This is a genomic window from Mesorhizobium sp. CCNWLY176 (assembly GCF_037153935.1).
GTDB classification, from domain to species: domain Bacteria; phylum Pseudomonadota; class Alphaproteobacteria; order Rhizobiales; family Rhizobiaceae; genus Mesorhizobium_M; species Mesorhizobium_M zhangyense.
In genome coordinates this window covers 1-23999 of the sequence record NZ_JBBBDZ010000012.1, presented here as the reverse complement: position 1 = coordinate 23999, position 23999 = coordinate 1, and the positions used below count along the sequence as shown (strand labels likewise).

Annotated in this window: 21 protein-coding genes; 14 read left to right on the top strand and 7 right to left on the bottom strand. The window is 63.4% G+C overall.

From position 1 onward, the window contains the following. Nucleotides 1–195: 195 nt before the first annotated feature. Nucleotides 196–1134: an alpha/beta hydrolase gene (locus WBQ96_RS19340; RefSeq protein ID WP_336553405.1), complete on the top strand. Its 939-nt coding sequence runs from the start codon at nucleotides 196–198 to the stop codon at nucleotides 1132–1134. A 109-nt stretch (nucleotides 1135–1243) separates the two neighbouring features. Beyond that, nucleotides 1244–1429, top strand: coding sequence for a DUF1059 domain-containing protein (locus WBQ96_RS19335; RefSeq protein ID WP_336553407.1), 186 nt, complete (start codon nucleotides 1244–1246; stop codon nucleotides 1427–1429). A gap of 10 nt (nucleotides 1430–1439) precedes the next feature. Here the strand turns inward: WBQ96_RS19335 and WBQ96_RS19330 are convergent, their stop codons facing one another. From WBQ96_RS19330 to WBQ96_RS19320, 3 genes are read right to left on the bottom strand one after another with little or no spacing between them, the layout of a single operon-like run. Continuing rightward, nucleotides 1440–2714, bottom strand: a complete 1275-nt coding sequence (locus WBQ96_RS19330) for a CCA tRNA nucleotidyltransferase (protein ID WP_336553409.1) — start codon at nucleotides 2712–2714, stop codon at nucleotides 1440–1442. Further along, entirely contained in the window at nucleotides 2711–3343 is a 633-nt protein-coding gene (locus WBQ96_RS19325) for a CoA pyrophosphatase (protein WP_336553411.1), read from the bottom strand. The genes WBQ96_RS19330 and WBQ96_RS19325 overlap by 4 nt, the downstream gene beginning before the upstream one ends. Nucleotides 3344–3346: 3 nt before the next feature. Continuing rightward, entirely contained in the window at nucleotides 3347–3976 is a 630-nt protein-coding gene (locus WBQ96_RS19320; RefSeq protein ID WP_165116855.1) for a DUF1285 domain-containing protein, read from the bottom strand. 138 nt (nucleotides 3977–4114) lie between these two features. Here WBQ96_RS19320 and WBQ96_RS19315 point away from each other — a divergent pair, with 138 nt between their 5' ends. The 5 genes from WBQ96_RS19315 (at nucleotide 4115) to WBQ96_RS19295 (ending at nucleotide 11755) form a co-directional block, all read left to right on the top strand. Beyond that, the gene (locus WBQ96_RS19315) at nucleotides 4115–5119 is read left to right on the top strand and encodes an AAA family ATPase (RefSeq protein WP_119815739.1); all 1005 of its coding nucleotides are present in this window, start codon (nucleotides 4115–4117) and stop codon (nucleotides 5117–5119) included. Then, nucleotides 5119–6036 carry a DUF58 domain-containing protein gene (locus WBQ96_RS19310; RefSeq protein WP_336553414.1) on the top strand — a complete coding sequence of 306 codons (918 nt, stop codon included), beginning with the start codon at nucleotides 5119–5121 and terminating at the stop codon, nucleotides 6034–6036. Before WBQ96_RS19315 ends, WBQ96_RS19310 begins: the two co-directional genes overlap by 1 nt. Then, nucleotides 6033–8855: a DUF4159 domain-containing protein gene (locus WBQ96_RS19305; RefSeq protein WP_336553416.1), complete on the top strand. Its 2823-nt coding sequence runs from the start codon at nucleotides 6033–6035 to the stop codon at nucleotides 8853–8855. The genes WBQ96_RS19310 and WBQ96_RS19305 overlap by 4 nt, the downstream gene beginning before the upstream one ends. Before the next feature lies 1 nt (nucleotide 8856). Next, complete coding sequence (locus tag WBQ96_RS19300; protein WP_336553417.1) at nucleotides 8857–10923, top strand: hypothetical protein; 2067 nt, start codon at nucleotides 8857–8859, stop codon at nucleotides 10921–10923. Nucleotides 10924–11095: 172 nt separating this feature from the next. Continuing rightward, nucleotides 11096–11755, top strand: coding sequence for a peroxiredoxin (locus tag WBQ96_RS19295; RefSeq protein ID WP_336553418.1), 660 nt, complete (start codon nucleotides 11096–11098; stop codon nucleotides 11753–11755). Between the two features lie 165 nt (nucleotides 11756–11920). Here WBQ96_RS19295 and clpS read toward each other — a convergent pair whose 3' ends face one another. After that, nucleotides 11921–12226, bottom strand: a complete 306-nt coding sequence (gene clpS, locus WBQ96_RS19290; protein WP_336553420.1) for an ATP-dependent Clp protease adapter ClpS — start codon at nucleotides 12224–12226, stop codon at nucleotides 11921–11923. A gap of 123 nt (nucleotides 12227–12349) precedes the next feature. Here clpS and WBQ96_RS19285 point away from each other — a divergent pair, with 123 nt between their 5' ends. Then, nucleotides 12350–12727, top strand: a complete 378-nt coding sequence (locus WBQ96_RS19285; protein WP_336553423.1) for a DUF2019 domain-containing protein — start codon at nucleotides 12350–12352, stop codon at nucleotides 12725–12727. A 42-nt stretch (nucleotides 12728–12769) separates the two neighbouring features. On the opposite strand, the gene choV is transcribed toward WBQ96_RS19285, so the two are convergent. The 3 genes from choV to WBQ96_RS19270 all read right to left on the bottom strand — a co-directional run bounded on the left by choV (nucleotide 12770) and on the right by WBQ96_RS19270 (nucleotide 15843). Beyond that, nucleotides 12770–13951, bottom strand: a complete 1182-nt coding sequence (choV, locus tag WBQ96_RS19280; protein ID WP_336553425.1) for a choline ABC transporter ATP-binding protein — start codon at nucleotides 13949–13951, stop codon at nucleotides 12770–12772. Next, nucleotides 13948–14802: a choline ABC transporter permease subunit gene (gene choW / locus WBQ96_RS19275; protein WP_336553426.1), complete on the bottom strand. Its 855-nt coding sequence runs from the start codon at nucleotides 14800–14802 to the stop codon at nucleotides 13948–13950. The genes choV and choW overlap by 4 nt, the downstream gene beginning before the upstream one ends. A gap of 108 nt (nucleotides 14803–14910) precedes the next feature. After that, nucleotides 14911–15843 (bottom strand): choline ABC transporter substrate-binding protein, encoded by a 933-nt coding sequence (locus WBQ96_RS19270; RefSeq protein ID WP_442920867.1) that lies wholly within the window; start codon nucleotides 15841–15843, stop codon nucleotides 14911–14913. 264 nt (nucleotides 15844–16107) lie between these two features. Here WBQ96_RS19270 and WBQ96_RS19265 point away from each other — a divergent pair, with 264 nt between their 5' ends. From WBQ96_RS19265 to WBQ96_RS19240, 6 genes are all read left to right on the top strand, one after another. Next, nucleotides 16108–17196, top strand: a complete 1089-nt coding sequence (locus WBQ96_RS19265; RefSeq protein WP_336553429.1) for a hypothetical protein — start codon at nucleotides 16108–16110, stop codon at nucleotides 17194–17196. Nucleotides 17197–17211: 15 nt separating this feature from the next. After that, on the top strand, nucleotides 17212–18357 hold the full coding sequence (locus WBQ96_RS19260; RefSeq protein ID WP_336553431.1) for a hypothetical protein: 1146 nt from the start codon (nucleotides 17212–17214) through the stop codon (nucleotides 18355–18357). A 221-nt stretch (nucleotides 18358–18578) separates the two neighbouring features. Beyond that, nucleotides 18579–20489: an AAA family ATPase gene (locus WBQ96_RS19255; protein ID WP_336553432.1), complete on the top strand. Its 1911-nt coding sequence runs from the start codon at nucleotides 18579–18581 to the stop codon at nucleotides 20487–20489. Nucleotides 20490–20618: 129 nt separating this feature from the next. After that, nucleotides 20619–21032 carry an endonuclease domain-containing protein gene (locus WBQ96_RS19250; protein WP_336553435.1) on the top strand — a complete coding sequence of 138 codons (414 nt, stop codon included), beginning with the start codon at nucleotides 20619–20621 and terminating at the stop codon, nucleotides 21030–21032. 118 nt (nucleotides 21033–21150) lie between these two features. Further along, entirely contained in the window at nucleotides 21151–22443 is a 1293-nt protein-coding gene (locus WBQ96_RS19245; protein WP_336553436.1) for a DUF6638 family protein, read from the top strand. 48 nt (nucleotides 22444–22491) lie between these two features. Continuing rightward, nucleotides 22492–23682 carry a DUF2333 family protein gene (locus WBQ96_RS19240; protein WP_336553438.1) on the top strand — a complete coding sequence of 397 codons (1191 nt, stop codon included), beginning with the start codon at nucleotides 22492–22494 and terminating at the stop codon, nucleotides 23680–23682. The last annotated feature ends 317 nt before the right edge of the window (nucleotides 23683–23999 follow it).

The following is a 23999-nucleotide window of genomic DNA, read 5'->3' as shown; positions in this document are numbered from 1 at the left end:
TTGAACCGGCTAAGCATGACACAGGAAATGCGGTGGGTTGGGCCTCCCGCGAAACGCGCTAAACCATGATTGGCAGCCGAAGTCCGGCTTCCTGAAAGATCGTGGCGAAACAAGACGATAGAGCACGATCCGGAATCTCTTGTGATGGATCAGGCTCTAGAATTTTAGTTAACTTTTAGCTGACAGTGTCCGTCCATGATCAAGCAGTCTCTCCTCGGCGCGATGGCGCTTACTCTTGTCCTCGGTTTTGCTGGCGCAGCCGGCGCCCGCGATCTATCTGATTGCGAGCGCAATGGTTCGCAGGCAAAAATGGCGGCTTCCAACAGCGGCAAGGAAACACCAAAATCCGCAAGTGCGGCTGCGGCGCGCTGCCCGGATCTGTCGGCCGAGACGCCCGTGAAAAGCCTTAAAGCCGAGCCAGTCAAGGCCATGATCGAACAGGATTCGCCCGCTCCTGAATTCAACGTTGCCGTTCCGCCGGCGGCAGCCTCGTCCTCCATCATCCGCGCGAAAAACTTCACCGTCCTCGTCAAGCGGCCTGAAAAGGCCACCGCCGAAACGCTGGTTCTGCTCCATGGCTCGGGCGGCGACGAGACGACGATGATGTCGCTCGCCTCCCGCATCGCCCCGCGCTCGGTGCTGATGGGCGTGCGCGGCCGCGTCGTGCAGGACGGCAGCAAGCGCTGGTATGCGCGCCTGACGCCGACCCGATTCGACCAGCGCGACATCCGCTCGGAGGCAAATGCCTTTGCCGGTTTCCTGCAGGACGCCGTCAAGAAGAAGATGCTCGATCTCGATCACACCACCTTCGTCGGCTATTCCAACGGCGCCAATCTCCTGACCGCCCTGACCCTGCTTCACCCCGGCCTCGTCGAGCGCGCCGTGCTGCTGCGACCAATGTCGGTGCTGGAAAAAATCCCGGCGGTCGATCTTTCCAGCGTCCGCTATCTCGTCGTCGCTGGTCAGGCCGACGTGACCTATTCGCCCTTCGCACCCGCCCTCGAAGCGATGCTGAAGGATCACGGCGCGCGCATCGACGCTCACATGATCAAGGCCGACCATGGCCTCGGCGATGAGGACGCCAAGCTCGTCAGCGACTGGCTTGCCCGTTCGAATGCCGTTTCGTTGAACTGAAACAAGCCTCGATCAGAATGAGTTGATCCAGGCCCGCAGACGCAACTTATTGCCCCATTCCGTGTTATCATCCTGTCCGCCACAAAGAGCGAGGATAGGAGGAAAACCGATGAAGGAATTTCAATGCGGATCGCTTGTTCCCGGCTGCGACTGGCATACAAAGCATGAGGAAGAAGCCGAAGTGATGCGCCGCGCAGTCGAGCATATGCGCGAAACTCACGGCGAAACGATCATCCGCGAAACCATGATCGAAGCTATCCGCTCGCGGATCGAAAAAGTCCGCAACGCGGCCTGATCAGAATCGGCTAACTTGTTGTTTTCAAGCTATCGGCGGCGCGCTCAAGCAGCGCGTCGCGATTGAGCGCAAAGCCGGAATCGACCCACGCGGTTTCCAACGAGCGTAGCGCCTCGCCCATCTTGGGCCCTTGCGCGGCACCCAAAGCGGCCAAATCCGCACCCTTGACCGGAAAGACCGGCCTTTCCCACTTTTCGGCAAAAGCAAGCAGGCGCGAGAACCCGCCGGCTTCCATCAGCGCCTTGTCGACCTCGACCGCACGGGCGCGCGCCGAAGCCAGCGCCAACCGCAGGCGGTCGACAAAGCCTTTCGGCTCGCCGCGATAGAGCATCTTTGCAAAAGCGCCCTCAGCCCAGGTCGACACCGGCGCGGGCATGCCCGCCCATTGCAACAGGCGTTCGCTCTCGGTCTTCGAAAATTTCAGCCGCTCGGCCAGCCCGGCCATGCGCGCGGCATCCGGCGGCACGATTGCCGCGAGCCGCAGCAACGGATCGGGCTTCCAGCCCAGATCACGTTCGGTCTTCACCAGCCCGTGAATGGCATCGATGCCCCATTTCTCGCTCTCGGGCAGGATACGCGTCAAAACGCCGGCCTGTCGCATCCACAAAAGCGCACGCGAGGGGTCAGGCGCAGAAAGCAGCTTTTTCAGCTCGGCCCAGACGCGCTCCGCCGAAAGCTGGTCGAGCCCGTCCTTCAGCCGCGCGCTGGCCTTCACGCCCTCGGCGTCCGGCCGGCCCGAGCCGTACCAGGCGAAGAACCGGTAAAACCGCAGGATGCGCAGATAGTCTTCGCGAATGCGCGCTTCCGCGTCGCCGATGAAACGCAAGGTGCGGCTTTCGAGGTCTGCCAGTCCACCGACGAGATCGATAACCGTGCCGTCGGCTTCGGCGTAGAGCGCATTGATGGTGAAGTCGCGCCGCTCGGCGTCGCTCTTCCAGTCACGGCCGAAGCGCACCTTGGCGCGCCGCCCGTCGGTCTCGACATCGGCGCGCAGCGTCGTCACCTCGAACGGCTTGCCGCCGGCAATGACGGTGATCGTACCGTGCTCGGCCCCGGTCGGCACGGCCTTGAAGCCCGCAGCCTCGGCACGCCGCGTCGTCTCCTCCGGACGATTGGTCGTGGCAATGTCGATGTCGGAAACCGTCTCGCCCAGCAGCGCATTGCGCACCGCGCCGCCGGCGATGCGTGCTTCCTCGCCATCAGCCGAGAGCGCTGCCAGAAGACGCTGAATATCCTTGTCGCCGAGCCATTTGGCCCGGTCGGCGATCGACGCCTTATCGCTCATGCATAGAGCCTTTCATAAAGCGTGCGGATGATGCCGGCAGTGACGCCCCAGATGCGCTGCCCGCCATAGGGCATGTCGTAGAAGACCCATTCCTTGTCGTTCCACATCCGGCTGCTCTGGTGGTGGTTGGCGGGGTCCATGAGGAAACGCAGCGGCACTTCGAAGGCCGTATCCACTTCATGCGGATTGATCGTCAGATGAAACCCCGGCCGCACGATGCCAAGCACCGGCGCGATGCGGTAACCGCTGCCCGCGACATAATCGGGCATGCGCCCGACGACCTCGACATGATCCTCGCCCAGCCCGATTTCTTCCACCGTCTCGCGAAGTGCCGCAAACTCCGGCGTCGGATCGGTCGGATCGATGCGGCCTCCGGGAAACGCCACCTGCCCCGAGTGATTGCGCAGTTTCTCGGTGCGCTTGGTCAGGATGACGCTTGCCTCATCGCCATGATCGACCACGGGGATCAGCACCGCCGCATCGCGCAGATTGTCGCGGCGGATCAGATGGCCAAGGCCCGGATTGAAGCGATGGTCGCCATAATCCTCGTCCAGAACAGGCTCGCGCTCCTGCTCCACCCGCCTGCGAAAATCGAGTGCCGAAAAATGCGTTGCGACTGCGTTGTCCATGGCTCAGGCGCTCAACCGCCGAAGTTTCTCGGCCGGCATGATCGGATAGACCTCGCCGCCGGAGCGCACCGCAAACATCAGCTCGCCGCCGATCTCGATTTCCTCGCCATGCTCGACCAGTTCATACATCACCGGCCGCGCCACCAGCGCCTCCAGCCTTCCGCGCACCAGCACATAGGGTTTTAGCCCGCCGGTCTCGTCCTCGTCGACGAAGCGCATCGAATGTTCCGGCCCTGCCTCGACGACATCGCCGACATTGGTGCGGAAGGTGATGACCTGCTCGTCACCCTTGCCCGAGACATTCATCTCGACGGCCACGAACGGCGCATCGACCACCCTGATGCCGACCTTTTCCACCGGCGTGACCAGATAGGTCTTGCCGTCCGCATCCTTGCGCAGCACCGTCGAGAACAGCTGCACTAGCGGCATGCGCCCGATCGGCGTGCCGAGATAGAACCACGTTCCGTCCGGCCGGATCTCCATGTCGAGATCGCCGCAGAAGTCGGGATTCCAGCGTTCGACCGGCGGCAGACCCTTGCCTGCACGGGCCGCACGTGAGATCAGCGCCGACAGTCCGGCGGTGTCTCCGGCCTCGGTCAGACTCTGTTCACGATGCTCTTCGACTTTGGTCATGGTCACGAAATAGTCACTGTTGTTCCGCTTGTCAGCCTAGATGAGTGATTTAAGTTCATTCAATAGCACCATAGGCGTGCGAATCGCGGCACTGGACGTTGCCGGCCGACGTTCCAGACAAACGAGGATCGAAGCGGCATGAGCATAATCGTCAAGGACCCATCGATCGGCGAAAAGGAAATGGTGGCGCAGGCCGAGACGGCTCTGGCCGACATTTCCAAGGTCCGCGACGGCGTCGGCAAGGTCATTTTCGGCCAGGAAAGCGTCGTCGAGCGCACGCTCGTCGCCCTTCTGGCCGGCGGCCACGCGCTTCTCGTCGGCGTTCCCGGCCTTGCCAAGACCAAGCTGGTCGAGACGCTGGGCATCGTGCTCGGCATGGATGCGCGCCGCGTCCAGTTCACGCCGGACCTGATGCCGTCCGACATTCTCGGCTCCGAGGTGATGGAGCAGGACGAGGCCGGCAAGCGCTCCTTCCGCTTCATTCCCGGCCCGATCTTCGCGCAATTGCTCATGGCCGACGAAATCAACCGTGCTTCGCCGCGCACCCAGTCGGCGCTGCTGCAGTCGATGCAGGAGTACCACGTCACCATAGCCGGCGCGCGCCACGACCTGCCCGCCCCCTTCCACGTTCTAGCCACCCAGAACCCGCTCGAACAGGAAGGCACCTATCCCCTGCCGGAAGCCCAGCTCGACCGCTTCCTGATGCAGATCGACATTCTCTACCCCGATATCGAGGCTGAGCGTCGCATCCTGCTCGAAACCACGGGTGTCGAGGACGCAAAGGCGGCGAATGTGCTGACGCCTTCGCGGCTCCAGGAAATCCAGCAGCTCATCCGCCGCATGCCGGTGCCCGAGAGCGTGGTCGAGGCGATCCTCGATCTCGTCCGCTCGGCCCGTCCGGGTCAGGGCAATGCCGAGACCGACAAGCATGTCGCCTGGGGCCCCGGCCCGCGCGCCAGCCAGGCGCTGACGCTCTGCGCCCGTGCCCGCGCACTCTATGAAGGACGCCTTGCCCCCTCCATCGACGACGTCAAGGCATTGGCCGAACCCGTATTGCAGCACCGCATGGCTCTGACATTCGCCGCCCGCGCCGAAGGCATGAGCGTGCGCGATGTCGTCGCCCGGCTGGTGAAAGGGGTCTGATGGCACGCATCGGCGAGGCCTCCTCCCCGGTCGGCACGCGAGACGCCCTTGCCCGTGCAAGGATGCGCGCTTCGCTTGTGCCCGACCTGCTGATCGAGGCCCGCCGCGTCGTTAACACCGTCATCGGCGGCTGGCATGGCCGGCGCAAGCGCGGCATCGGCGAGAATTTCTGGCAGTTCCGCCCCTATGTCGACGGCGAGTCGCAATCCGCAATCGACTGGCGGCGCTCGGCCCGCGACGACCACACCTATGTCCGCGACCGCGAGTGGGAAGCCGCCCACACCGTCTGGCTCTGGGCCGACCCCTCGGCCTCGATGCTCTACAAATCGACCACAGCCAGCGTTTCCAAGGAATCGCGCGCGCTGGTGATTACGCTTGCGCTGGCCGAGCTCCTGTCGCGCAGCGGCGAGCGCATCGCCTGGCCCGGCCTCACCGACCCTTTCACGGCCCGCAACGGCGCCGAGCGCATTGCTGCGCACCTGTCCCACGCACCGGGCCTGCCCGCAAGGCCGGACCTCACCGCCATCCGCCGCTTTTCCGACATCGTTATCGCCAGCGACTTTCTTGATCCGGTCGAGGAAACCCAGGAATGGCTCGACGTACTCGCCCGCCACGGCGTCCGCGCCCATCTCATCGAAATTGCCGATCCGGCCGAGGAGAGCTTCCCCTATGCCGGCCGCACCGAGTTCACCGATCCCGAGACCGGCGACAAGCTGACCGCCGGCCGCGCCGAAATGCTGAGCGAGGACTATCAGCGGCTCTATGCCGCCCGCCGCCATGAGCTGGCTGCGTGGTGCAAGCGTCTCGGCTGGAGCTACACCGTCAACCATACCGACCGCCTCGCCTCCGACGCACTGGTGCGCATCCACATGGCGCTGACCGCCGATGGCGGCTACGCCTCCGGGGTCCGCGCATGAGCTGGCTTCCGCTCTCCTTCGGCTTTCCGGCCATCCTCTGGGGCCTGCTGGCGTTGCCCGTCATCTGGTGGCTGCTGAGGCTGACGCCGCCGAAGCCACAGACGGAAGTCTTCCCGCCGCTGAAAATCCTCGCCCGCGTCCTGAAGCGCGAGGAAACCCCGCAAAAGAGCCCGTGGTGGCTGACGCTGCTGCGCCTTTTGATGGCCGCACTCGTCGTCATGGCGCTGGCCGAGCCAGTGTTCAACCCGCGCGAAAAGCTGCCGACAAACGGCAGCGCGCTGGCGCTGGTCATCGACAATGACTGGGCAAGCGCTCCCGACTGGGACCGCCGCGTCGCCACTGCCGAGCGCCTGATCGGCGACGCCAATTCCACCGGCGTGCCGGTTCTGCTCGCCTTCACCGCCGAAAAGCCGAATGCCGAGATCGGCCCCTTCGACGCCGAAGCCGCCCGCGACAAGCTGCGCGCCACCAAGCCGCGCCCGGTTCCGACCGACCGGCCGGCCGTCTATGCGCGGGTCGCCGCAGCACTTGAAGCGCTGCCCGGCGCCAGCGTCGCCATCCTTGCCGACGGCCTCGCCGCCCAGGGCGACGAAGCTGCATTCAACACGCTGCTCGGCAAGAACCCGGCCGATGTCGTCTGGATCGTTCCGGATCGGCTCAACACGGTCGGGCTGAAAGCCGCAGAAAACCAGCTCGAAGGTTTCGCGCTGACCGCAATCCGTCCGCCCGGCGATGCCGGCCCGCGTCAGGTCACGGCCGGGGCCTTCGACGACAAGGGTCGCCGCATCGCCGATGCCGCGCTAACATTCGGCGCGGGCGAAACGACGGCAACCGGCCAGATGCAGGTGCCGTTCGAACTGCGCAACGATTTTGCAGCCATCGCCATCGACGGCGAAAACCAGGCAGGAGCGGTGCGCGTGCTGGATGAAAGCTCCAAGCGCCGCCGCGTCGGCCTGCTCTCCCAGTCCGAGGCCGATCAGGCCCAGCCCCTGCTCTCGCCGCTCTACTACATCCGCCGCGCGCTTGAGCCCTTCGCCGATCTGGTCGAGCCGCGCAGCCCCGATCTCGCCGACGCCATCCCGCAGCTTCTCGACCAGAAGCCGGCGATGATCGTCATGGCCGATGTCGGCACCATCCCCGACGCTGCCCGCCAGAAACTGATCGAATGGGTCGACAATGGCGGCACGCTGGTGCGTTTCGCCGGCTCGCGCCTCGCCGCAGCCGGCAATGACGAGGAGCTTCTGCCCGTGCGCCTGCGCCTCGGCGAACGTTCGCTCGGCGGCGCGCTGTCCTGGACCGAGCCGCAGGCTGTGGCCGAATTTCCCGCCGGCCCGTTTGCCGACCTGACCCCGCCCTCCGAGGTCACCGTCAGCCGTCAGGTGCTGGCCGAACCCACCGCCGATATCGTCGAGCGCACCTGGGCAAGCCTTGCCGACGGCACGCCGCTGGTCACCGGGGCGAAGCGCGAAAAGGGCACCATCGTGCTGTTCCACATCACGCCGGAAGCGACGTGGTCCAACCTGCCGATCTCGGGCAGCTTCGTCGAGATGCTGCGCCGTCTCGTCCAGCTTTCACGCAATCAGGGCTCCGCTGCCGCAAATGCCGAAGGCCAGATTGCCTCGCTCGCCCCTTACCGCATGATCGCAGCCAATGGCGCGCTCGTGCCGCCGACGCCCGATGCCCGGCCATTGACTGTCGGCCAGGGTGGACCCGCCCCCGTCACCATAGAAAACCCGCCCGGCCTCTATGGCAGCGAGGAAGGCGTGGTTGCGCACAACTTGTTAGGTGCCGATGCGGCTTTCACCCCGCTCGTCCGTCCGCAGGTCGCAGCGCCGATCACCGAAATGCGCTATGCTTTCGACGAATCCCGGGATCTGAAAGGTCCGCTCGTGGCTGCTGCCCTGTTGCTGATGCTTCTCGACACGCTCGCCGTCTTCTGGATGGGCGGCATGTTCAACCGCCGCCGCAAGGCTGCCCGCGCGGCAGGTTCCGCCGCGGTTGTCCTGCTTGCCGCCGGCGCCATGTTCGCGCTCTCCTCCCACGCCATGGCGCAGGACGCCAAGCCGGGCGATGCCGAGGCCATCGAAGCGGTCGCAACCACCCGCCTCGCCTATGTGCTGACCGGCGACGCCTCCATCGACGCCATCAGCCGCGCCGGCCTCGACGGCCTGTCCCGCTTCCTGATCGACAAGACCGCACTTGAGCCCGGCAAGCCGGCCGGCGTCGACATCGCGAAGGACGAGCTTTCCTTCTACCCGATCATCTACTGGCCGATCGATCCCAACGCCGCCATGCCGACCGAGCAGGCGATTGCGCGCATCGACGCTTATATGCAGCAGGGTGGCACGGTGCTGTTCGACACCCGCGATCAGTATTCCACCGGCATCGATGCCGGCTCCGCCAGCCCCGCGACCGAGCGGCTGCGCGACATCCTCGGCAATCTCAACGTGCCGCCGCTGGAACCGGTGCCGGCCGACCACGTGCTGACCAAGTCCTTCTTCATCCTTCCGGATTTCCCCGGCCGCTTCAACGGCAGCCCCCTCTGGGTCGAGGCCTCGGCCGAAGCAACCAATCCCGAGCATCGCCCCGTGCGCACCGGCGACGGTGTCACGCCGATCATGATCACCGCCAATGATTTTGCCGGCGCATGGGCCATCGACGCCAATGGCGAGCCGATGCTGCCCACCGTGCCCGCCGACCCGATGCAGCGCATCTATGCCTACCGCGCCGGCGTCAACATCGTCATGTACATGCTGACCGGCAACTACAAATCCGATCAGGTCCACGTGCCGGTGCTGCTCGAAAGGCTGGGGCAGTAGCGTGAACAACTGGTCCCTCTCCTTCGAACCACTACTCGGCTGGCCGCTCGTTGCCGCCATCATCGTGCCGTTGGCGCTTTTGGCCATTCTCGGCCTGTGGTTCCGCCAGCGCGGCGGATGGCTGCGGCTCGCAGCCCTTGCAGCCCTTGCCGCAGCGCTCATCAATCCCGTCCTGCTCGACGAAGACCGCGAGCCCCTGCAAAGCGTCGTCGCGCTGATTGTCGACCGCAGCCAGAGCCAGGACATCGGCAACCGCACTTCCGAGACCGATCAGGCCGTGACCGCGCTGCAGGAGCGGCTTGCCCGCTTCAAGCAGTTCGAAGTGCGCGTTGTCGAGGCCGGCAAGGCCGATGCCGCCGACGAGCGCACGCAGACGCGGCTGTTCTCGGCCCTCGACGGTGCTTTCCGTGACGTCCCGCCCTCGCGCATCGGCGGCGCCATCATGGTCACCGACGGGCAGGTGCACGACGTGCCCGCAGCACCCAATTTCCACGCGCCGCTCCACGCCCTGATAACCGGCGAGGAAAACGAGCGCGACCGCCGCATCCGCTTCGAAAAGGCGCCGCGCTTCGGCATCGTCGGCAAGCCGCTGGCCATGACCTACCGCGTGCTGGACACCGGCGGTGCAACTGGCGAAGTCGATGTCCGCGTTTCGGTCAACGGCCAGCAGGTGTCGGTCGAGCGCGCGACGATCGGCCAGGAAATGCCGGTCGACATCACCATTCCGACTGCCGGCCGCAATATCGTCGAGCTTCAGATCGACCGCGTCGACGGCGAACTCACCGACACCAACAACCGCGCCATCGCGCTGGTCGACGGCATCCGCGAAAACCTGCGCGTGCTGCTGGTTTCGGGCGAGCCGCATGCCGGCGAGCGCACATGGCGCAACCTGCTCAAGTCGGACGCCTCGGTCGATCTCGTCCACTTCACCATTCTGCGGCCGCCGGAAAAGCAGGATGGCACGCCGATCAACGAATTGTCGCTCATCGCCTTCCCGACGCGCGAGCTCTTCGTCGACAAGATCAACGATTTCGACCTGATCATCTTCGACCGCTACCAGCACCGCGACGTGCTGCCGATCCTCTATTACGACTACATCGCCGAGTATGTCGAAAAGGGCGGCGCGCTGCTGATCGCCGCCGGCCCCGAATATGCCGGCGACCAGTCGATCGCGCGCACGCCGCTGATGTCGGCCCTGCCGGCGATGCCCAGCGGCGAGGTCGTCGATCAGGCCTTCTATCCGCGGCTGACCGACGTCGGCAAACGCCATCCCGTCACGCGCGGCCTCGAAGGCTCCGGCACCGAGCCGCCCAAATGGAGCCGCTGGTTCCGCCTCATCGGTATCGACCGGCCCGAGGGCGAGGTGGTGATGAAGGGCCCCGACGACCGTCCGCTGCTGCTGCTCGACCGCAAGGGCGAAGGCCGCGTCGGCATGTTCCTGTCCGATCAGGGCTGGCTGTGGGCGCGCGGCTTCGAGGGCGGCGGCCCGCATGTCTCGCTCTATCGCCGCATCGCCCACTGGCTGATGAAGGAACCGGAACTCGAGGAAGAACGCCTCACCGCCAATGGCCGCGGCATGACGCTGGACGTGCGCCGCCAGACGATGAGCGACGACCCCGGTGCCGCGCAGGTCATCACGCCTTCGGGCAAGGCCATGACCGTGCCGCTTGCGCAATCCGAGCCCGGTATCTTCGCCGGCAGCGTCGAGACCAACGAGATCGGCCTCTATCAGGTCGCCAATGGCGATCTCACCGCACTTGCCCATATCGGCCCGATCAACGCACCGGAATTCGCCGACGTCATCTCGACGGAAAACATCGTGCGCCCGGCAGTCGAGGCGAGCGGCGGCAGCGTGCGCCGGCTCGCCGGCCTGACCGGCATCAGCGTGCCGAGCGTCGTGCCGGTACGCGGCACGGCGGAAGCCTCCGGCCGCGACTGGATCGGCCTGCGCACCACCAATGACAGCGTGCTGAAATCGGTCAGCCGCGTGCCGATGTTCGGCGGCTTCTTCGGTCTCGGCCTGCTGCTCCTGGCGCTCGGCTCCATGTGGTACCGCGAGGGGCGGTAGGGCCGAGGGGTAAGCCCTCCCCCAATCGGAGTATGTTTTTCCTCCAAAGGTGGAAAATCCGCCTTGGTCGTTCTCCCGAAGACCTGATAGAGCCCGTTTCGGCCTCCAAAATCGCGCGGATTGCGCTATCGTGGGCGGCCAACCAACAGTGACTAACCAAGAGGAGCGAGCCATGGGCCTGCGCATCAACGAAACCGCCCCCGATTTCACCGCCGAGACCACCCAAGGCACGGTCAAGTTCCACGACTGGATCGGCGACGGCTGGGCCGTGCTGTTCTCGCATCCGAAGAATTTCACGCCCGTCTGCACCACCGAACTCGGCACCATGGCTGGCCTCGAAGGCGAATTCCGCAAGCGTGGCGTCAAGATCATCGGCATCTCGGTCGATCCGGTCGAAAGCCACGCCAAGTGGAAGGACGACATCAAGACCGCGACCGGCTTCAGCGTCGACTATCCGCTGATCGGCGACAATAACCTCAAGATCGCCAAGCTATACGACATGCTGCCCGAGGGCGCCGGCGACAGCTCCGAAGGCCGCACGCCCGCCGACAACGCCACGGTGCGCTCGGTCTACGTCATCGGCCCGGACAAGAAGATCAAGCTCATCCTCACCTACCCCATGACCACCGGCCGCAACTTCAACGAAATCCTGCGCGCCATCGATTCCATCCAGCTCACCGCCAAGCACCAGGTGGCGACGCCGGCCAACTGGCAGCAGGGCGAAGACGTCATAATCACCGCCGCCGTCTCCAACGAAGACGCCATCAAGCGCTTCGGCGCCTTCGACACCATCCTGCCCTACCTGCGCAAGACCAAGCAGCCGGCTGGGTAGGTCGAGGACGGTCCCCTCCCCCTTGAGGGGAGGGTGGCCCGTAGGGCCGGGTGGGGTCGCCGCAGTGCTCGACGGTCCTTTGCGCCGCGCGCTGCCTTAACCGACCCCCTCTGGCTGCTTCGCAGCCATCTCCCCCCTCGAGGGGGGAGAAAACGCCGGCGCGCTTCACTCCTCCGGCTCAGTCGTAAACATCAGCGGATAGCCCGCCGCCTTGCCCGCATCGGTGGCGCGCGTCGCCTTGGTCTCGGCCACATCCTTCGTAAACACCGCCACCACGCAGACGCCGCGCTGGTGCGCAGTGATCATCACACAATGCGCCTGATCCTCGCTCATGCGAAACTCGGCCTTCAGCACCCGCACGACGAACTCACGCGGCGTGAAATCGTCATTGATCAGGATAACCTTGTGCAGCTTAGGCCGCTCGGTCTCAGGCTTGGTTTTCGTGCGGGGAATGGTGATCGTGTCGGTCATCGGACGCGCGGATGATGGATGCGACGATCATCGAGTTTCGCACACTCGGGCCGGATGGTCTACCGCGTAGCAAACCTTGAAAACCTAAGTCAGGATGGTCTTGACGCTACCGGGGCTCAAACCATGAAAGCTACGATATCGAAAATAACGGATGACGAACTCGTTGCGCGCTTCATTGAAATCAGCATAGCGCAAGGTGAGGCCAGCGAGACGTTCGAAACGACGAAATTCAACCGCCTCTTTGACCGCAAACAGAAGCTTCTTGGCGAATTGCGAGCCCGCCAGGGGGACCAACGAAGGCTGCTGTTTGCCCTATACGATCACCCCAACATGCAGGTTCGCCTGAATGCCGCCTACGCGACCTATGCCTTGGACCCAGCTGGAGCCACGGCGGTGTTTGAAGCGATTGTCGCCTCAAAGCACTTTCCGTGGGCCGGCAGTGCCGGGATGACCTTGGCCATGTTGGAAATGGGGATTTCCCAGCTTCCAAATGATCCCTGAACGGCCTTCATTTTCTGGTGGTGTGCCATCCATGGATGGCGATCACCGCCTCAGCACCGCGCTCAACACATCCCTGATCCCGATCGCGCCGACGAACCGCGACTGCTCATCAAACAGCGCCACCGGCGAGGTCTGTGAGCGATGCATGGCGAGCATCACCGTCTTCAGCGAGGTGCCGGGCTTTGCCCAGAACACCTGCGGGGCATCGTCGGGCAGGTTCTCGATATCGTCGCAGGACACCCACACCGCCGGCTGGCCGTTGCGTTCGGCTGCCGCCACCATGCCGTCCTTGTCGATCTTGAAGCGCGTCGTCTGGCGCCGGTCTAGCCATAGCCAGCCCTTGCCCGCCGATTCCAGATCGCGCCGGTCGCGCATCACGTTCCACGCCGTCAGCACCGACAGCGGGTTCACGTTGGAGATGAACTCGCGGACATAATCGTTGGCCGGGCGCAGCACGATGTCTTCCGGCGCGCCGGTCTGGACGATGCGCCCGCCCTCCATGATGGTGATGTGGCTGCCGATCTTCAGCGCCTCTTCGAGATCGTGGCTGACGAAGATGATCGTCTTCTTCAGCTTCTCCTGCAGTTGCAGAAGCTCGTCCTGCAGCTTGGTGCGGATCAGCGGGTCGAGCGCGGAAAACGGCTCGTCCATGAGCAGGATCGGCGCTTCGGTGGCGAAGGCCCGCGCTAGCCCCACGCGCTGCTGCATGCCGCCCGAGAGCTCATGGGCGTATTTCTTCGCCCATGGCGTCAGGTTGACCAGCTCGAGCTGCTTGCCGACCTTGAGCTTGCGCTCCGCCTCCGGCATGCCGGCAAGCTCGAGCCCGAGGCCGACATTTTCCTCCACGGTGCGCCACGGCAGCAGGCCGAATTGCTGGAACACCATGGCCACCTGCTTCTGGCGCAGGCGGCGCAAGGTCGCCTCGTCGCAGGTCACGACATCGACAGTCTTGTCGCCATCCTTGACCAGCACCTGCCCGCGGGAAACGACGTTGAGCCGGTTGACGGCGCGCAGCAGCGTCGACTTGCCCGAACCGGACAGGCCCATCAGCACCGAAATCTCGCCCTCGTGGACGGTGAGATTTGCCCCGGCGCAGCCCAGCACATTGCCGGTCTTTTCCAGGATTTCCGAACGGCTGGCGCCCTTGTCGACCATGGCCAGCGCATCGGCCGTGTCCGGGCCGAAGATGATGTCGACATTTTTGAAATCTACGGCAACGTTCATTTCTTGCCTCCGACGCCGATGCGCGTCATGCGGTCGAGCACGATGGCGAGCACGACGATTGCCAGGCCCGCCTCAAGCCCGAGGTCGATCCTGCGCGAACCGAGCGCGCGGTTGATTTCGGTGCCGAGCCCGCCGGCGCCGATAAGGGCTGCAAACACCACCATCGACAGCGACAGCATGATGCACTGGGTCAGCCCAGCCATGATGGTCGGCAGGGCCGCCGGCAGTTCCACCTTCCACAGCAGTTGCCGCTTGGTCGCGCCGAAGGCTTCGCCGGCCTCGACGATCGCGGTCGGCACCGAGACGACGCCCAGATGCGTCAACCGCACGGCGGTCGGGATGACGAAGATGATGGTGACGATCAGGCCCGGCGCATTGCCGAGGCCGAATAGGGTTAGCACAGGGATGAGATAGACGAAGGTCGGCAGTGTCTGCATCAGGTCCAGCACCGGCAACATGATGCGATAGACCTTCGGCTTGTGCGCGGCCCAGATGCCGAGCGGTACGCCGATGGCCATCGAGGCTGCGGCAGCGGCCACCACCAGCACCAGCGTCTGCACCGTCTGCTTCCACAGGCCCTGGTTGATGATGAAGAGCAGCCCGAGTGCGACGCCGATTGCCAAGGGCCGCGAGCGTTGCAGGAAAAAGGCGATGCCCGCGATGATCAGCACCAGCAGCACCGGCGGCACCATCAGCAAACCATCGACGATGCCGTTGAGAAGGAAGTTGAGGCCGTTCGAAAAGCCGCGGAAGATCGCGTCAAAATTGTCGGTCAGGAAGGTGAAGAACGCCTTGCCCCAGGCACCGATCGGAATCTTGTAGCTGGCCAGGAATTGCGAAACCGGATCCATTGCGTCCCTCTCCCGCCGTCTCGACGGTCATGTGCTTTGGAACAAAACGGCGCAGCCGGCTTTCCGACGGCTGCGCCCTTGCTTCACTTCATGCCTTTGCAGGCTGTTTCAGCTGCCAAGCGCGGTCTTCACCGCAGCGGCCGCATCGCCGCCGTCGAAGGTGGTTACGCCGGCGATCCAGGGCGTGACGGCGTCCGGGTTCTTCTTCAGCCAGTCGGTCGCGACCGTGTTGGCATCGCTGCCCTTCAGGATCGCGTCCATCATCTCGCCTTCCATGTCCAGATTGAACTTGAGGTTGGCGATGAACTTGCCGGCATTCGGGCACTCGGTCAGGTAGCCCTTGCGCACATTGGTGCTGACGGTGGCGGCACCAAAGCCCGAATCGCCCATGCCGTCGAGATAGGTGATCTTCATCGCGCCCATCACCGGATGCGGCGTCCAGCCGAGGAAGGCGATCCATTCGTTGTTCTTCATCGACTGCTCGGCCTGGGTGAGCATGCCGGCTTCGGACGATTCGACCAGCTCGAAGCCTTCGAGATTGTCGGCCGGGTTCTTGATCATGTCGAGGATGATTCGGTTGCCGTCATTGCCGGCTTCGATGCCGTAGATCTTGCCGTCGAACTTGTCCTTGAACTTGCCGAGGTCGGTCAGCGTCTTGACGCCGGCTTCGGCGACATAGGTCGGCACGACGATGCCGTAGCCCGCGCCGGTCAGGTTTTCGCTGACGGTCTCGACCGAACCATCGGCGGTGTATTCCTTGATGTCGCTGGTCATCGACGGCATCCAGTTGCCGAGGAAGACGTCGAGATCCTTGTTCTTCAGCGACGCATAGGTCACCGGCACCGACAGCTGGATGACCTGCGGCTCATAGCCGAGCGCGGTCAGCAGCACCGAGGCCACGCCCGTGGTCGCCTGGATGTCGGTCCAGCCGACATCGGAGAGCCGAACGGTCTTGCAGCTTTCAGGATCGGCGGCAGACGCGACACCGGACGCCAAAAATGCCACCAGGCCAACGCCGGCAGCGAGTGCTTTCATATTCATGGAATTCTCCCATTGTGATTCTTGTGCGGCAGCAGCTACGATTTCTTGCCGTTCGTATCCTTAAGCCAAACACCATTTTGGTGTGGTTTCAAGCGGTAAGGCGGGGCGAGCCGCGCCGCTCGCTTATCTGTGTGCGACACTGCAGGATCAACCATCCGGTGTAGATTGCTGCAACTGCTCCCAAAACGCGCGCCTGCCGTCTTTCAATCGATACGGCCCAACCCTATATTGGCCCGACCTGAGCAGGCCACCCGGAGGGACATTATGGCGACCTTGCAGAATTTCGACGCCGAGATTGCGAAGACCAAACAGGTCGTCGATGACATGCGCACCAAGATCGACCAGTCCAGCACCGTGCTGGAAAAGCTCGCCACCTCCGACCAGAAGATCGGTTCTGCCGATTTCGATATCGAGAACGCCCGCATCGAGGACGTGCTGAAGCAGCAGAAGGTGATGGAAGGCAACATCGCCGACCTGATCATCGGGCTGGAAGACGCCACCAACGTCTTCGGCACCGAGTTCGAGAGCATGAAGAACTACACCGGCTGGGAAAGCTTCGTCGGCATCTTTTCGGCCCAGAAGAAGCAGCGCATGCGCACCGACCGCGTCCGCAACATGTCGCTCGCCGGCAATCTCCAGGAGCTTCTGGCCAAGTCCGACACCATCGTCGGCATCCTGAAGGCGCAGAAGCAGGTTCTGGACGCCCGCTACAAGACCTCCGAAGCCAGCCTCGCCCAGGTTATCGAGCGCCGCAAGGTCACGATGACCAATCTTGAGGCTACCCAGAAGCGCATCGAGGAACTGAACCCGCTGCTGCTCGACATCGAGAACAAGATCGCGGCCTCCACCAGCCAGAAGGAGCGCACCCAGCTTGAGGGCGACCGCTCGAAGCTGGCGACCGAATACAACGAAAAACAGGCCAAGGAGCAGGAGCTGCTGGCCGAGAGCCAGACGCTGGAACGCTACACCTCGATGTTCCAGACCTTCGTCGATTCGCTCAACAACCAGATCGCGGCGCAAAACACGCTGATCAACAAGCTGACCATCGACACCGAGCAGCGCATCGTCCTCTACAAGGCGCTGGAGGACTCATTGAAGACCGCCGCGCAGCAGGATGTCGCTCACAAGATCAACACGCTGGGCAGTCAGGTCGACAACACTGCCGAGGAAACCATGGCCGGCATAGGTGCTGCCGCGCAGAAGCACATCGGCGACCTTCTCGAAATGCATGAGAAGAACATGGTCGCGACCTCCGACATCCAGCGCCGCAAGAAGCTCGCCGACGACGCCTTCGCCCGCCGCTTCGAGGAAGTGCTTAAGAAGCACAACGCCTCGGACTATGTGCGGACCTAGGCCCGGCATACCCGCATGAGCGCCGAAACCGACGCTGCCACACGCTATTTCGATGCCATTCGCGCAGCCCTCAGCGGCCTCGAAATCTTCATGCGCGACGATCGCTCGCCGCTCTACCGGCATGGCATCGTCGCCAAAGTCGTGGCCGAATACATAGCGCGGCTGGAGAAATCCTTCTCCTGCTGGCGCAATCGCCTCGGCTTCATGGAGACCTTCAAGATATCGCGCGCTGAAAGCGGCTTTCCAATCTTCCAGAACGTACTCGAACTGGAAAACGACCGCCGCACGGCCACCGAGCGCCTCGCCGCAATCCCTTCGCCCAAGGAATTGCGCGGCGAGATGGCCGACTTCATCCTGCGCCACAAGGCGTTTCCGCAGGCCCTCCAGCGCTCCATGGCCGAGCGGCTCTATCTGGAAGATGTCGAGGATGGCGCGGTCTTCGGGCCGTTTCTTCTGGCCCAGACGGCCAAAGTCTCCGTCAATCCCAAGACTGGGCGGCCCTATTACCTCGTCCATTGGGCGTCGTTCGACGGCAGCGCCAACCTGCCGCTGATCTACATGGCGACGGTGGAGGATTCTTCCGACGGCATGGTCAGACAGCTTGTCACCAGCGACGGCAAGCTCAACGAAAAGGTGAAGATTCCGCTTCCGGTCGACGGGCTGCTCAACCCCGAGCTCGCCCACCGCTTCGACGATTTCACCGAGAAGAATTCGGCCTATACGCTGTCGCCGGCAACCATCGCCAACAACCTCGACAAGGATTTCGAGACGCTGCATCCCAAGCAGCTGCGCCGCGTCGTGCTCGGACCCTTCTATTCGGCCGGCATCACCGAGCACAATTCGTCCGTCGCCGAAGTGCTTTCCAAGGTGCGCAAACCCGAAAACGCCTGGCTGCTGACCTGGACCATCCAGGAAATCTATTCCAAGGGCGAAAAGCCCGGCCGCCGCGGTCTCTGGTCGAGCGAGAAGGCGACCCAGGAATTCTTCATCAACACCGACGACCTCGAAGCCGCCCGCCAGGGCGTCAGCGACTACGAAAAACACGCCCTGATCCCGCACGAGGCCTATCAGGCGCTCTACGCCGCGGGCGAAACGGAAAAGATTTTCGGCGGCTACAAGGTCCACATCCTGTCGAACGGACAGGTGATTTCGGATGTTTAGAGTGATCCTGTCGAGAGCCGACGCTGCCCCTCACCCTCACCCTTTCCCCGTAAGAACGGGGAGAGGAGGGCGTCGGCGTTGCGGCCAATCTCCTTCTGTGAGCGAAGCTCCAACGTTGACGCCCCCCTCTCCCCGTTTTTCACGGGGAGAGGGTAAGGGTGAGGGGCAGCGCCAAAGTCAGCGGATCAGCTTTATCTTCGATCACAAGCGGGATGCCTAAAATGGACACCGGCCTGACCACCATTCCCGAAGCCGATATCGAAAAGCATCGCGCCACCGTGCAGAGCTTCATCACGCGCATCGTCGTGCTGGAGGATTCGTCCGGCCAGTCCGGCACAGCACTTGCCGGCACCAACCGCCGCTTCCTCTCCACCGTCTCCACCGGCTCGGTCCGCAAGACCCGCGAGATCGAGCTTGCCAAAACCGTCGGCGCAATCCGCCCCGACGACCAGCTGATGAGCATTTCGCAGCACACGCTGCTCTATCGTGCCCGGCGCGGGCTTGCCATCGCGCTGGCCGTCGCAGACGTCTTCGCGCGCGGCGGCGACCTCGAAAGCCTGCAGGCGAAAAACGCCCGCGCGCCGCTGGAAGGCGACGAGGCTACGCATTTCAAGAAGCTGCTCTCGGCCTCGGCCTATGTCTCGGCCTTCACGCTTGCATCTTACCTCCTCCAGACCATCGACGCCGACGGCGAGGCCCCCAACGACATCGCCGAGCCGGACTTCCTGTTCGACACCGCGCAGGACGCGCTGAAAGCGCTAATTGCCGGCCTCGACCGCGCCATTTCCGGCGCCAGGGACGACGCCGACCTGATGACGCGCGCCCGCGCCTTTGCCCGCACGGCGATCGACGGCCTGCTGACGCGAAAGGGCCGCTTCGACGGCCTCGGCACCTTCGAGAACGCGCATATTCGCATCGACGCCGACGATTTCACCATCGATGGCTTCGACGTCGCCCCGGGCAAGAAGTCGAAGCCGCTGGTGATGACCTTCAAGAAGCCGGACGAGGTCGTCGGCAACCACATCGCCAAATACCAGTCGGTCAAGCTCGCCAAGATGCTGATGGCCTATGATTTCGACCGCGAGCTGAACCCTTTCGTCGAGCTCGGCGGCTTCCTCTTCACCTTCATCGGCGACGGCTCGCCCGGCACCGGCAAGACGACGCTGATCCAGATGATCGCCGGCCTGCTCCACGGCTATTGCCAGACCGCCGGCTATCAGTTCGTCTACGAGAATTTCGGCGTCGACCAGATCTCGTCCTATCAGGGCAAGTCCGGCCAGAACTGCAAGCAGTTCATCACCAACGTGCTGAACCCGCGGGCCATCGGCTTCGGCACGGTCGACGACATCGACCAGGTTGCCGCCAAGCGCTCCGACGACCGCGCCTCAGCCGGTCAGCAGGAAATCACCGGCGTGCTGATGGAGGCCTTTTCGGGTGCCTCCACCGTCATTCGCGGCAATTGCTCCTTCGGCATGTTTTCCAACTATCCCGAAAATGTCGACGACGCGCTGCGCCAGCGCGCCGGCGCCCGCTGGCTTGTCGACGGGCCGCAGAGCCGCGACGACTACATCGACATCTTCGTCCTTCTCGCCGGCAAGAACCACAAGATCCCCCTCGGCAAGCATGAGCTTTACGCCGCGCAGGAAATCCAGCGCGCGGTCGAGAACGCCTATGAAGGTTACTCCAAACCGCATGAGGACGGGCTGGTAAAAGTCTACGACCGCTTCATGAAGGAGAACGGCGAGCCCAAGACCATGGCCGATGTCGGCACCTATCTGCACCAGATCAAGGAGGCCGAGCCGCGCTTCACCGGCCGCGCCATCAAGAACGTCACCGACGCCATCAAGATGCGCGCAATGGACATCGAGCTTCCGGACGAGTGGTTCGAGAAGCCGGAAGCCTTCATGCACAAGGGCTACGACGAAAAGAAAGCCATGATCGAGGAACTGCGCGGACCGTTCTCGATGGACATGGTCATGCAGGAGATCAACCGCTACGCCGATTCCGAATTCCGCTACTCCGACCGCTCCGACGACGCCGCCGTCGAAAAAATGATCCGCGACACAAGACTGCGCGAGCGGGCAATCCGCGAGATCGAGGGATTGAAGGCCAAGGGGGCTTGGAATGCGTGAGGAATCTTTGCCCCTGCTCCGCCTGCCGGCACCTTCTCTTCGGATGCAGGGAGAAGGACTAAGCTCCAACGCTGACGCCCCCCTCTCCCCGTCATTCACGGGGAGAGGGTAAGGGTGAGGGGCCTCTTGATGCGCGGACCGGAGTCATCGCGAACCAACCGAGCACGATCCCTGCGCAAGGCAGACAATGATGCCGAACGCGCATTGTGGTCAGACCTGAAGGGTCGACAGGCGAACGGTGCCAAGTTTACGCGACAGCTTCCGATCGGGCCATATTTCGCCGACTTTGCCTGCCGCGAAGGGCGGTTGGTGGTTGAACTCGATGGCAGCCAGCATCTAGACAACGAATATGATCGGCGACGCGATCAGTTCATGATTGCTGAAGGATGGTCCGTCTTGCGGTTCTGGAACACGGATGCACTGACTGAGCGAGATGCTGTGATTGACACGATCATAGCCGCCCTTGAGCGCCGGCTGGATCCCGTCGAGGCCCAGGATTTGCGATTTATAGCAGCGTCGACCTACCGGGAGATTCTCTGTTGAGCCGTTTCGCTGCCCCTCACCCTTACCCTCTCCCCGTGAAAAACGGGGAGAGGGGGGCGTCATCGTTTGTGATCTACTTTTCCCCGTCTCTGCGGGAAAAAAGTGAGGGGCAATCCTGATGGACCTCCTCCGCGACAACGATCTCATCTACGGCCGCCTGCTGCCGGTCGAGGAGCCGCATCTTATCGAGCGCTACAACAAGGCGCTGAAGGCGTTCGGGCTGAAGCCGACGAAGCTGAAATCCTTCGAGATCGACCGCTCGGGCTTTTCCCCACAGATCGCCGAGGAACTGGATGACCGGCTCTATCTCGACCCCAACGAGGTCAACCGCCGCTTCATCATCCTCACCCCGGCGCAGGCCGACCTGCCGGTCGTCCACACCGCCTTTTCCAACACCTCGCAGCTGCTCTACGAGTTCTTCACCAAGAACTCCCGCGCCATCGACGCCCTGACGATCAAGGACGTCATCTACGGCGAGATCGAAGATTCGGTCTCCAAGGTCGAAGACATCGAGGACCTGCTGTCCATCAATCAGGTCGAGTTCCGCGTCCTGTCGGGCGAGGACGTGCTCGGCAAGGCGGCCGAACTCGGCACGCTGGTCGACAGGCTGAAGCAGGAGCCTGATGCATGGCGCGACAGCGCCATGCTGGAGCGCATGGTGGAGCTGGCCAAGGTCACCGGTGACATCCGCGAAAACGCGCTGGTGCCGGACCAGGTCATTTTCCGCCACAACGCCTATTGGACCAGCCATTTCGGCGGGCTCTACGTCTTCGTCGACCGCGACATGACGACCGTCATCAGCGACCCGTCGGCTCCCGGTTTCCGCCGCTCGCGGCCGTGGCAGGTCAGCTACCTGTCGATCGACGACGCCGACCGCGTCTTCCGTTTCCTCGCTTCGACAGGCCGGCTCGAACTGCCGCGCGCCTCATGGATCGAGGCATCGAACTATCTCGAGCATCGCGCCGAAATGGCGATCCTTTCGCTTATCCGCCAGTCCGAGCCCGAGCGCAGCCTCGCCAATGCCGACAAGGTCTGGCTCCAGACATGGATTCACGGCCATGCCGACCTGATCAACCGCGACGGCACTTTTCCCTTCCTCAACGCCGCCAAGCGCCAGATCGCGCAGTTCGGCCAGCTCAAGCTTGATGACGTCGATCCGCTGCACCGTTTCCTGGTGGTGCGCGCCAAGCCGGACCACCCCGACGCCTGGCTGACCAACCGTCTGATCTCGGATTTCGTGCCGGCCGATTTCATCTCGCGCTATGTTTTCAACAAGCAGGGCTTCTACAAGGATTACGAGAGCTTCACCGCGCCATGGCGATCCCATGTTGTGGACCTCTTGAAAACCACATATCTGAAAGACAAGAATGCGTTTCGCGCGCGCCTTTACGGCCTGTCGGACAAGGCGTGATGCGGCGTCCGTTCGGCACCAGTGCTTCGCAGCTACGAGGGGGACCAGATGCTTGATCCGATCGTGAACTTCTTCACCTGGGTCTTCCAATGGATCGGCCGCGGCATCGGCCTGCTCATCGGCATCCTGTTGTGGCCCTTTATGTGGGCCGGCCGCTGGTATGGCAATCGCGGCCTCATTCTACGGGCCGTGCTCGGGCTGATCCTGGTTGGCTTCGTCTTCCTCTACGGCTATTTCTTCTACGTCACCCAGGTCTGGAACGGCTTCGATCCCGACTATCCGACCCGCATAGCCGCGACCTCCACCACCGCCAAGGCGACGAACGCCGTTGCCGGCGATCCGATTGCGGCGGATAGCACTGGTACCAGTCAGACCGGACAGCCCGCGACAGGTGGAGCGAGCGGTACGACGACCGCGCAGACCGCGCCTCAAACCTGCAAGCGTTCCGAGATTGCTGCCGTTTCGGCCGATCTCATCGACTTCAACGTCAACAGGAACGCGTGGATTTCCTCCATGCTTGCCTCGAAGATGGGCTTCTTTGGAGTGCCGTGGCGCAACACGCCCTTCTTCGACAACAAGGCCGCCTTCCAGCTCGGCATCAATCAGGTTCTGCGCCGCACCACGACGGAGCTAGTCGATGCTCTTGGCCGTGCACGCGGCACCTCGCGCATAGACCAGAACCTGCAGGACGCCCGCACCGCGCTCGCCTGGGACGAGGACGCCTGGTATGTCGGCCTGCGCGGCCCGACCCGCCCGACACCCAGCGTCTATCGCGAGGCGATCACCAAGCTTCGCACCTTCAATACCAGCCTGGAGAAATGCGAGGCGACATTCGACGCGCGCGCCGACAATTTGCTCCAGTTCCTCGACCGCATTTCCGGCGACATCGGCTCCACTTCCGATATTCTGCGCAGCCAGCTCGAGGCCTCCGACGCCGGCTGGTTCGATCCGCGCGCCGACGACCGCTTCTGGTTCGCCTACGGCCAGCTCTACGCCTATTACGGCATGCTGCACGCGACCCGCACGGATTTTTCGGCGGTCATCCGCGAGCGCAACATCACCACGCTGTGGGATACGATGCAGACCCAGATGCGCGACGCGCTCAACATGCAGCCCTGGATCATCTCCAACGGCAACGAGTCCAGCTTCATCTTCCCGTCGCATCTGGCGACGATGGGCTTCAACCTACTGCGCGCCCGTTCCCAGATCGTCGAAATTCGCCAGGTGCTTGACCGCTAGCAGCGGCCGAGCGGTGAAATATCAGCGGCTGATAGCCCGAGACGCAATTGGAATGAGCATCGCGACGGCCTGAACCGTCGCGATTTCGGCATTCGCCGACGGTCGCTGCGCCCTGTCGCAATCCGTGTATTGCGCGGCTGTTTTGAGACGGCGCACCCCTTCCCTCTCGGGCTTCTATGCACGCGACAAAGCGCCGGGCGACCAAGCTCCGGCAAATCAGATCGAACCCCGAGGGAACAATCCATGGCCGACGTAAAGAGCGACATCGAGATAGCGCGTGGCGCGAAGAAGAAGGTTATCCAGGAGATCGGCGGCAA

What these genes read in the sequence shown, in the direction of transcription:
- WBQ96_RS19250 (WP_336553435.1), top strand. Translation starts at nt 20,619, where the DNA reads ATGCGCGGACCGGAGTCATCGCGAACCAACCGAGCACGATCCCTGCGC.
- WBQ96_RS19325 (WP_336553411.1), bottom strand. Translation starts at nt 3,343, where the DNA reads ATGGACAACGCAGTCGCAACGCATTTTTCGGCACTCGATTTTCGCAGG.
- choW (WP_336553426.1), bottom strand. Translation starts at nt 14,802, where the DNA reads ATGGATCCGGTTTCGCAATTCCTGGCCAGCTACAAGATTCCGATCGGT.
- WBQ96_RS19310 (WP_336553414.1), top strand. Translation starts at nt 5,119, where the DNA reads ATGGCACGCATCGGCGAGGCCTCCTCCCCGGTCGGCACGCGAGACGCC.
- choV (WP_336553425.1), bottom strand. Translation starts at nt 13,951, where the DNA reads ATGAACGTTGCCGTAGATTTCAAAAATGTCGACATCATCTTCGGCCCG.
- clpS (WP_336553420.1), bottom strand. Translation starts at nt 12,226, where the DNA reads ATGACCGACACGATCACCATTCCCCGCACGAAAACCAAGCCTGAGACC.
- WBQ96_RS19260 (WP_336553431.1), top strand. Translation starts at nt 17,212, where the DNA reads ATGAGCGCCGAAACCGACGCTGCCACACGCTATTTCGATGCCATTCGC.
- WBQ96_RS19330 (WP_336553409.1), bottom strand. Translation starts at nt 2,714, where the DNA reads ATGAGCGATAAGGCGTCGATCGCCGACCGGGCCAAATGGCTCGGCGAC.
- WBQ96_RS19240 (WP_336553438.1), top strand. Translation starts at nt 22,492, where the DNA reads ATGCTTGATCCGATCGTGAACTTCTTCACCTGGGTCTTCCAATGGATC.
- WBQ96_RS19320 (WP_165116855.1), bottom strand. Translation starts at nt 3,976, where the DNA reads ATGACCAAAGTCGAAGAGCATCGTGAACAGAGTCTGACCGAGGCCGGA.
- WBQ96_RS19285 (WP_336553423.1), top strand. Translation starts at nt 12,350, where the DNA reads ATGAAAGCTACGATATCGAAAATAACGGATGACGAACTCGTTGCGCGC.
- WBQ96_RS19265 (WP_336553429.1), top strand. Translation starts at nt 16,108, where the DNA reads ATGGCGACCTTGCAGAATTTCGACGCCGAGATTGCGAAGACCAAACAG.
- WBQ96_RS19270 (WP_442920867.1), bottom strand. Translation starts at nt 15,843, where the DNA reads ATGAATATGAAAGCACTCGCTGCCGGCGTTGGCCTGGTGGCATTTTTG.
- WBQ96_RS19295 (WP_336553418.1), top strand. Translation starts at nt 11,096, where the DNA reads ATGGGCCTGCGCATCAACGAAACCGCCCCCGATTTCACCGCCGAGACC.
- WBQ96_RS19305 (WP_336553416.1), top strand. Translation starts at nt 6,033, where the DNA reads ATGAGCTGGCTTCCGCTCTCCTTCGGCTTTCCGGCCATCCTCTGGGGC.
- WBQ96_RS19255 (WP_336553432.1), top strand. Translation starts at nt 18,579, where the DNA reads ATGGACACCGGCCTGACCACCATTCCCGAAGCCGATATCGAAAAGCAT.
- WBQ96_RS19340 (WP_336553405.1), top strand. Translation starts at nt 196, where the DNA reads ATGATCAAGCAGTCTCTCCTCGGCGCGATGGCGCTTACTCTTGTCCTC.
- WBQ96_RS19315 (WP_119815739.1), top strand. Translation starts at nt 4,115, where the DNA reads ATGAGCATAATCGTCAAGGACCCATCGATCGGCGAAAAGGAAATGGTG.
- WBQ96_RS19245 (WP_336553436.1), top strand. Translation starts at nt 21,151, where the DNA reads ATGGACCTCCTCCGCGACAACGATCTCATCTACGGCCGCCTGCTGCCG.
- WBQ96_RS19335 (WP_336553407.1), top strand. Translation starts at nt 1,244, where the DNA reads ATGAAGGAATTTCAATGCGGATCGCTTGTTCCCGGCTGCGACTGGCAT.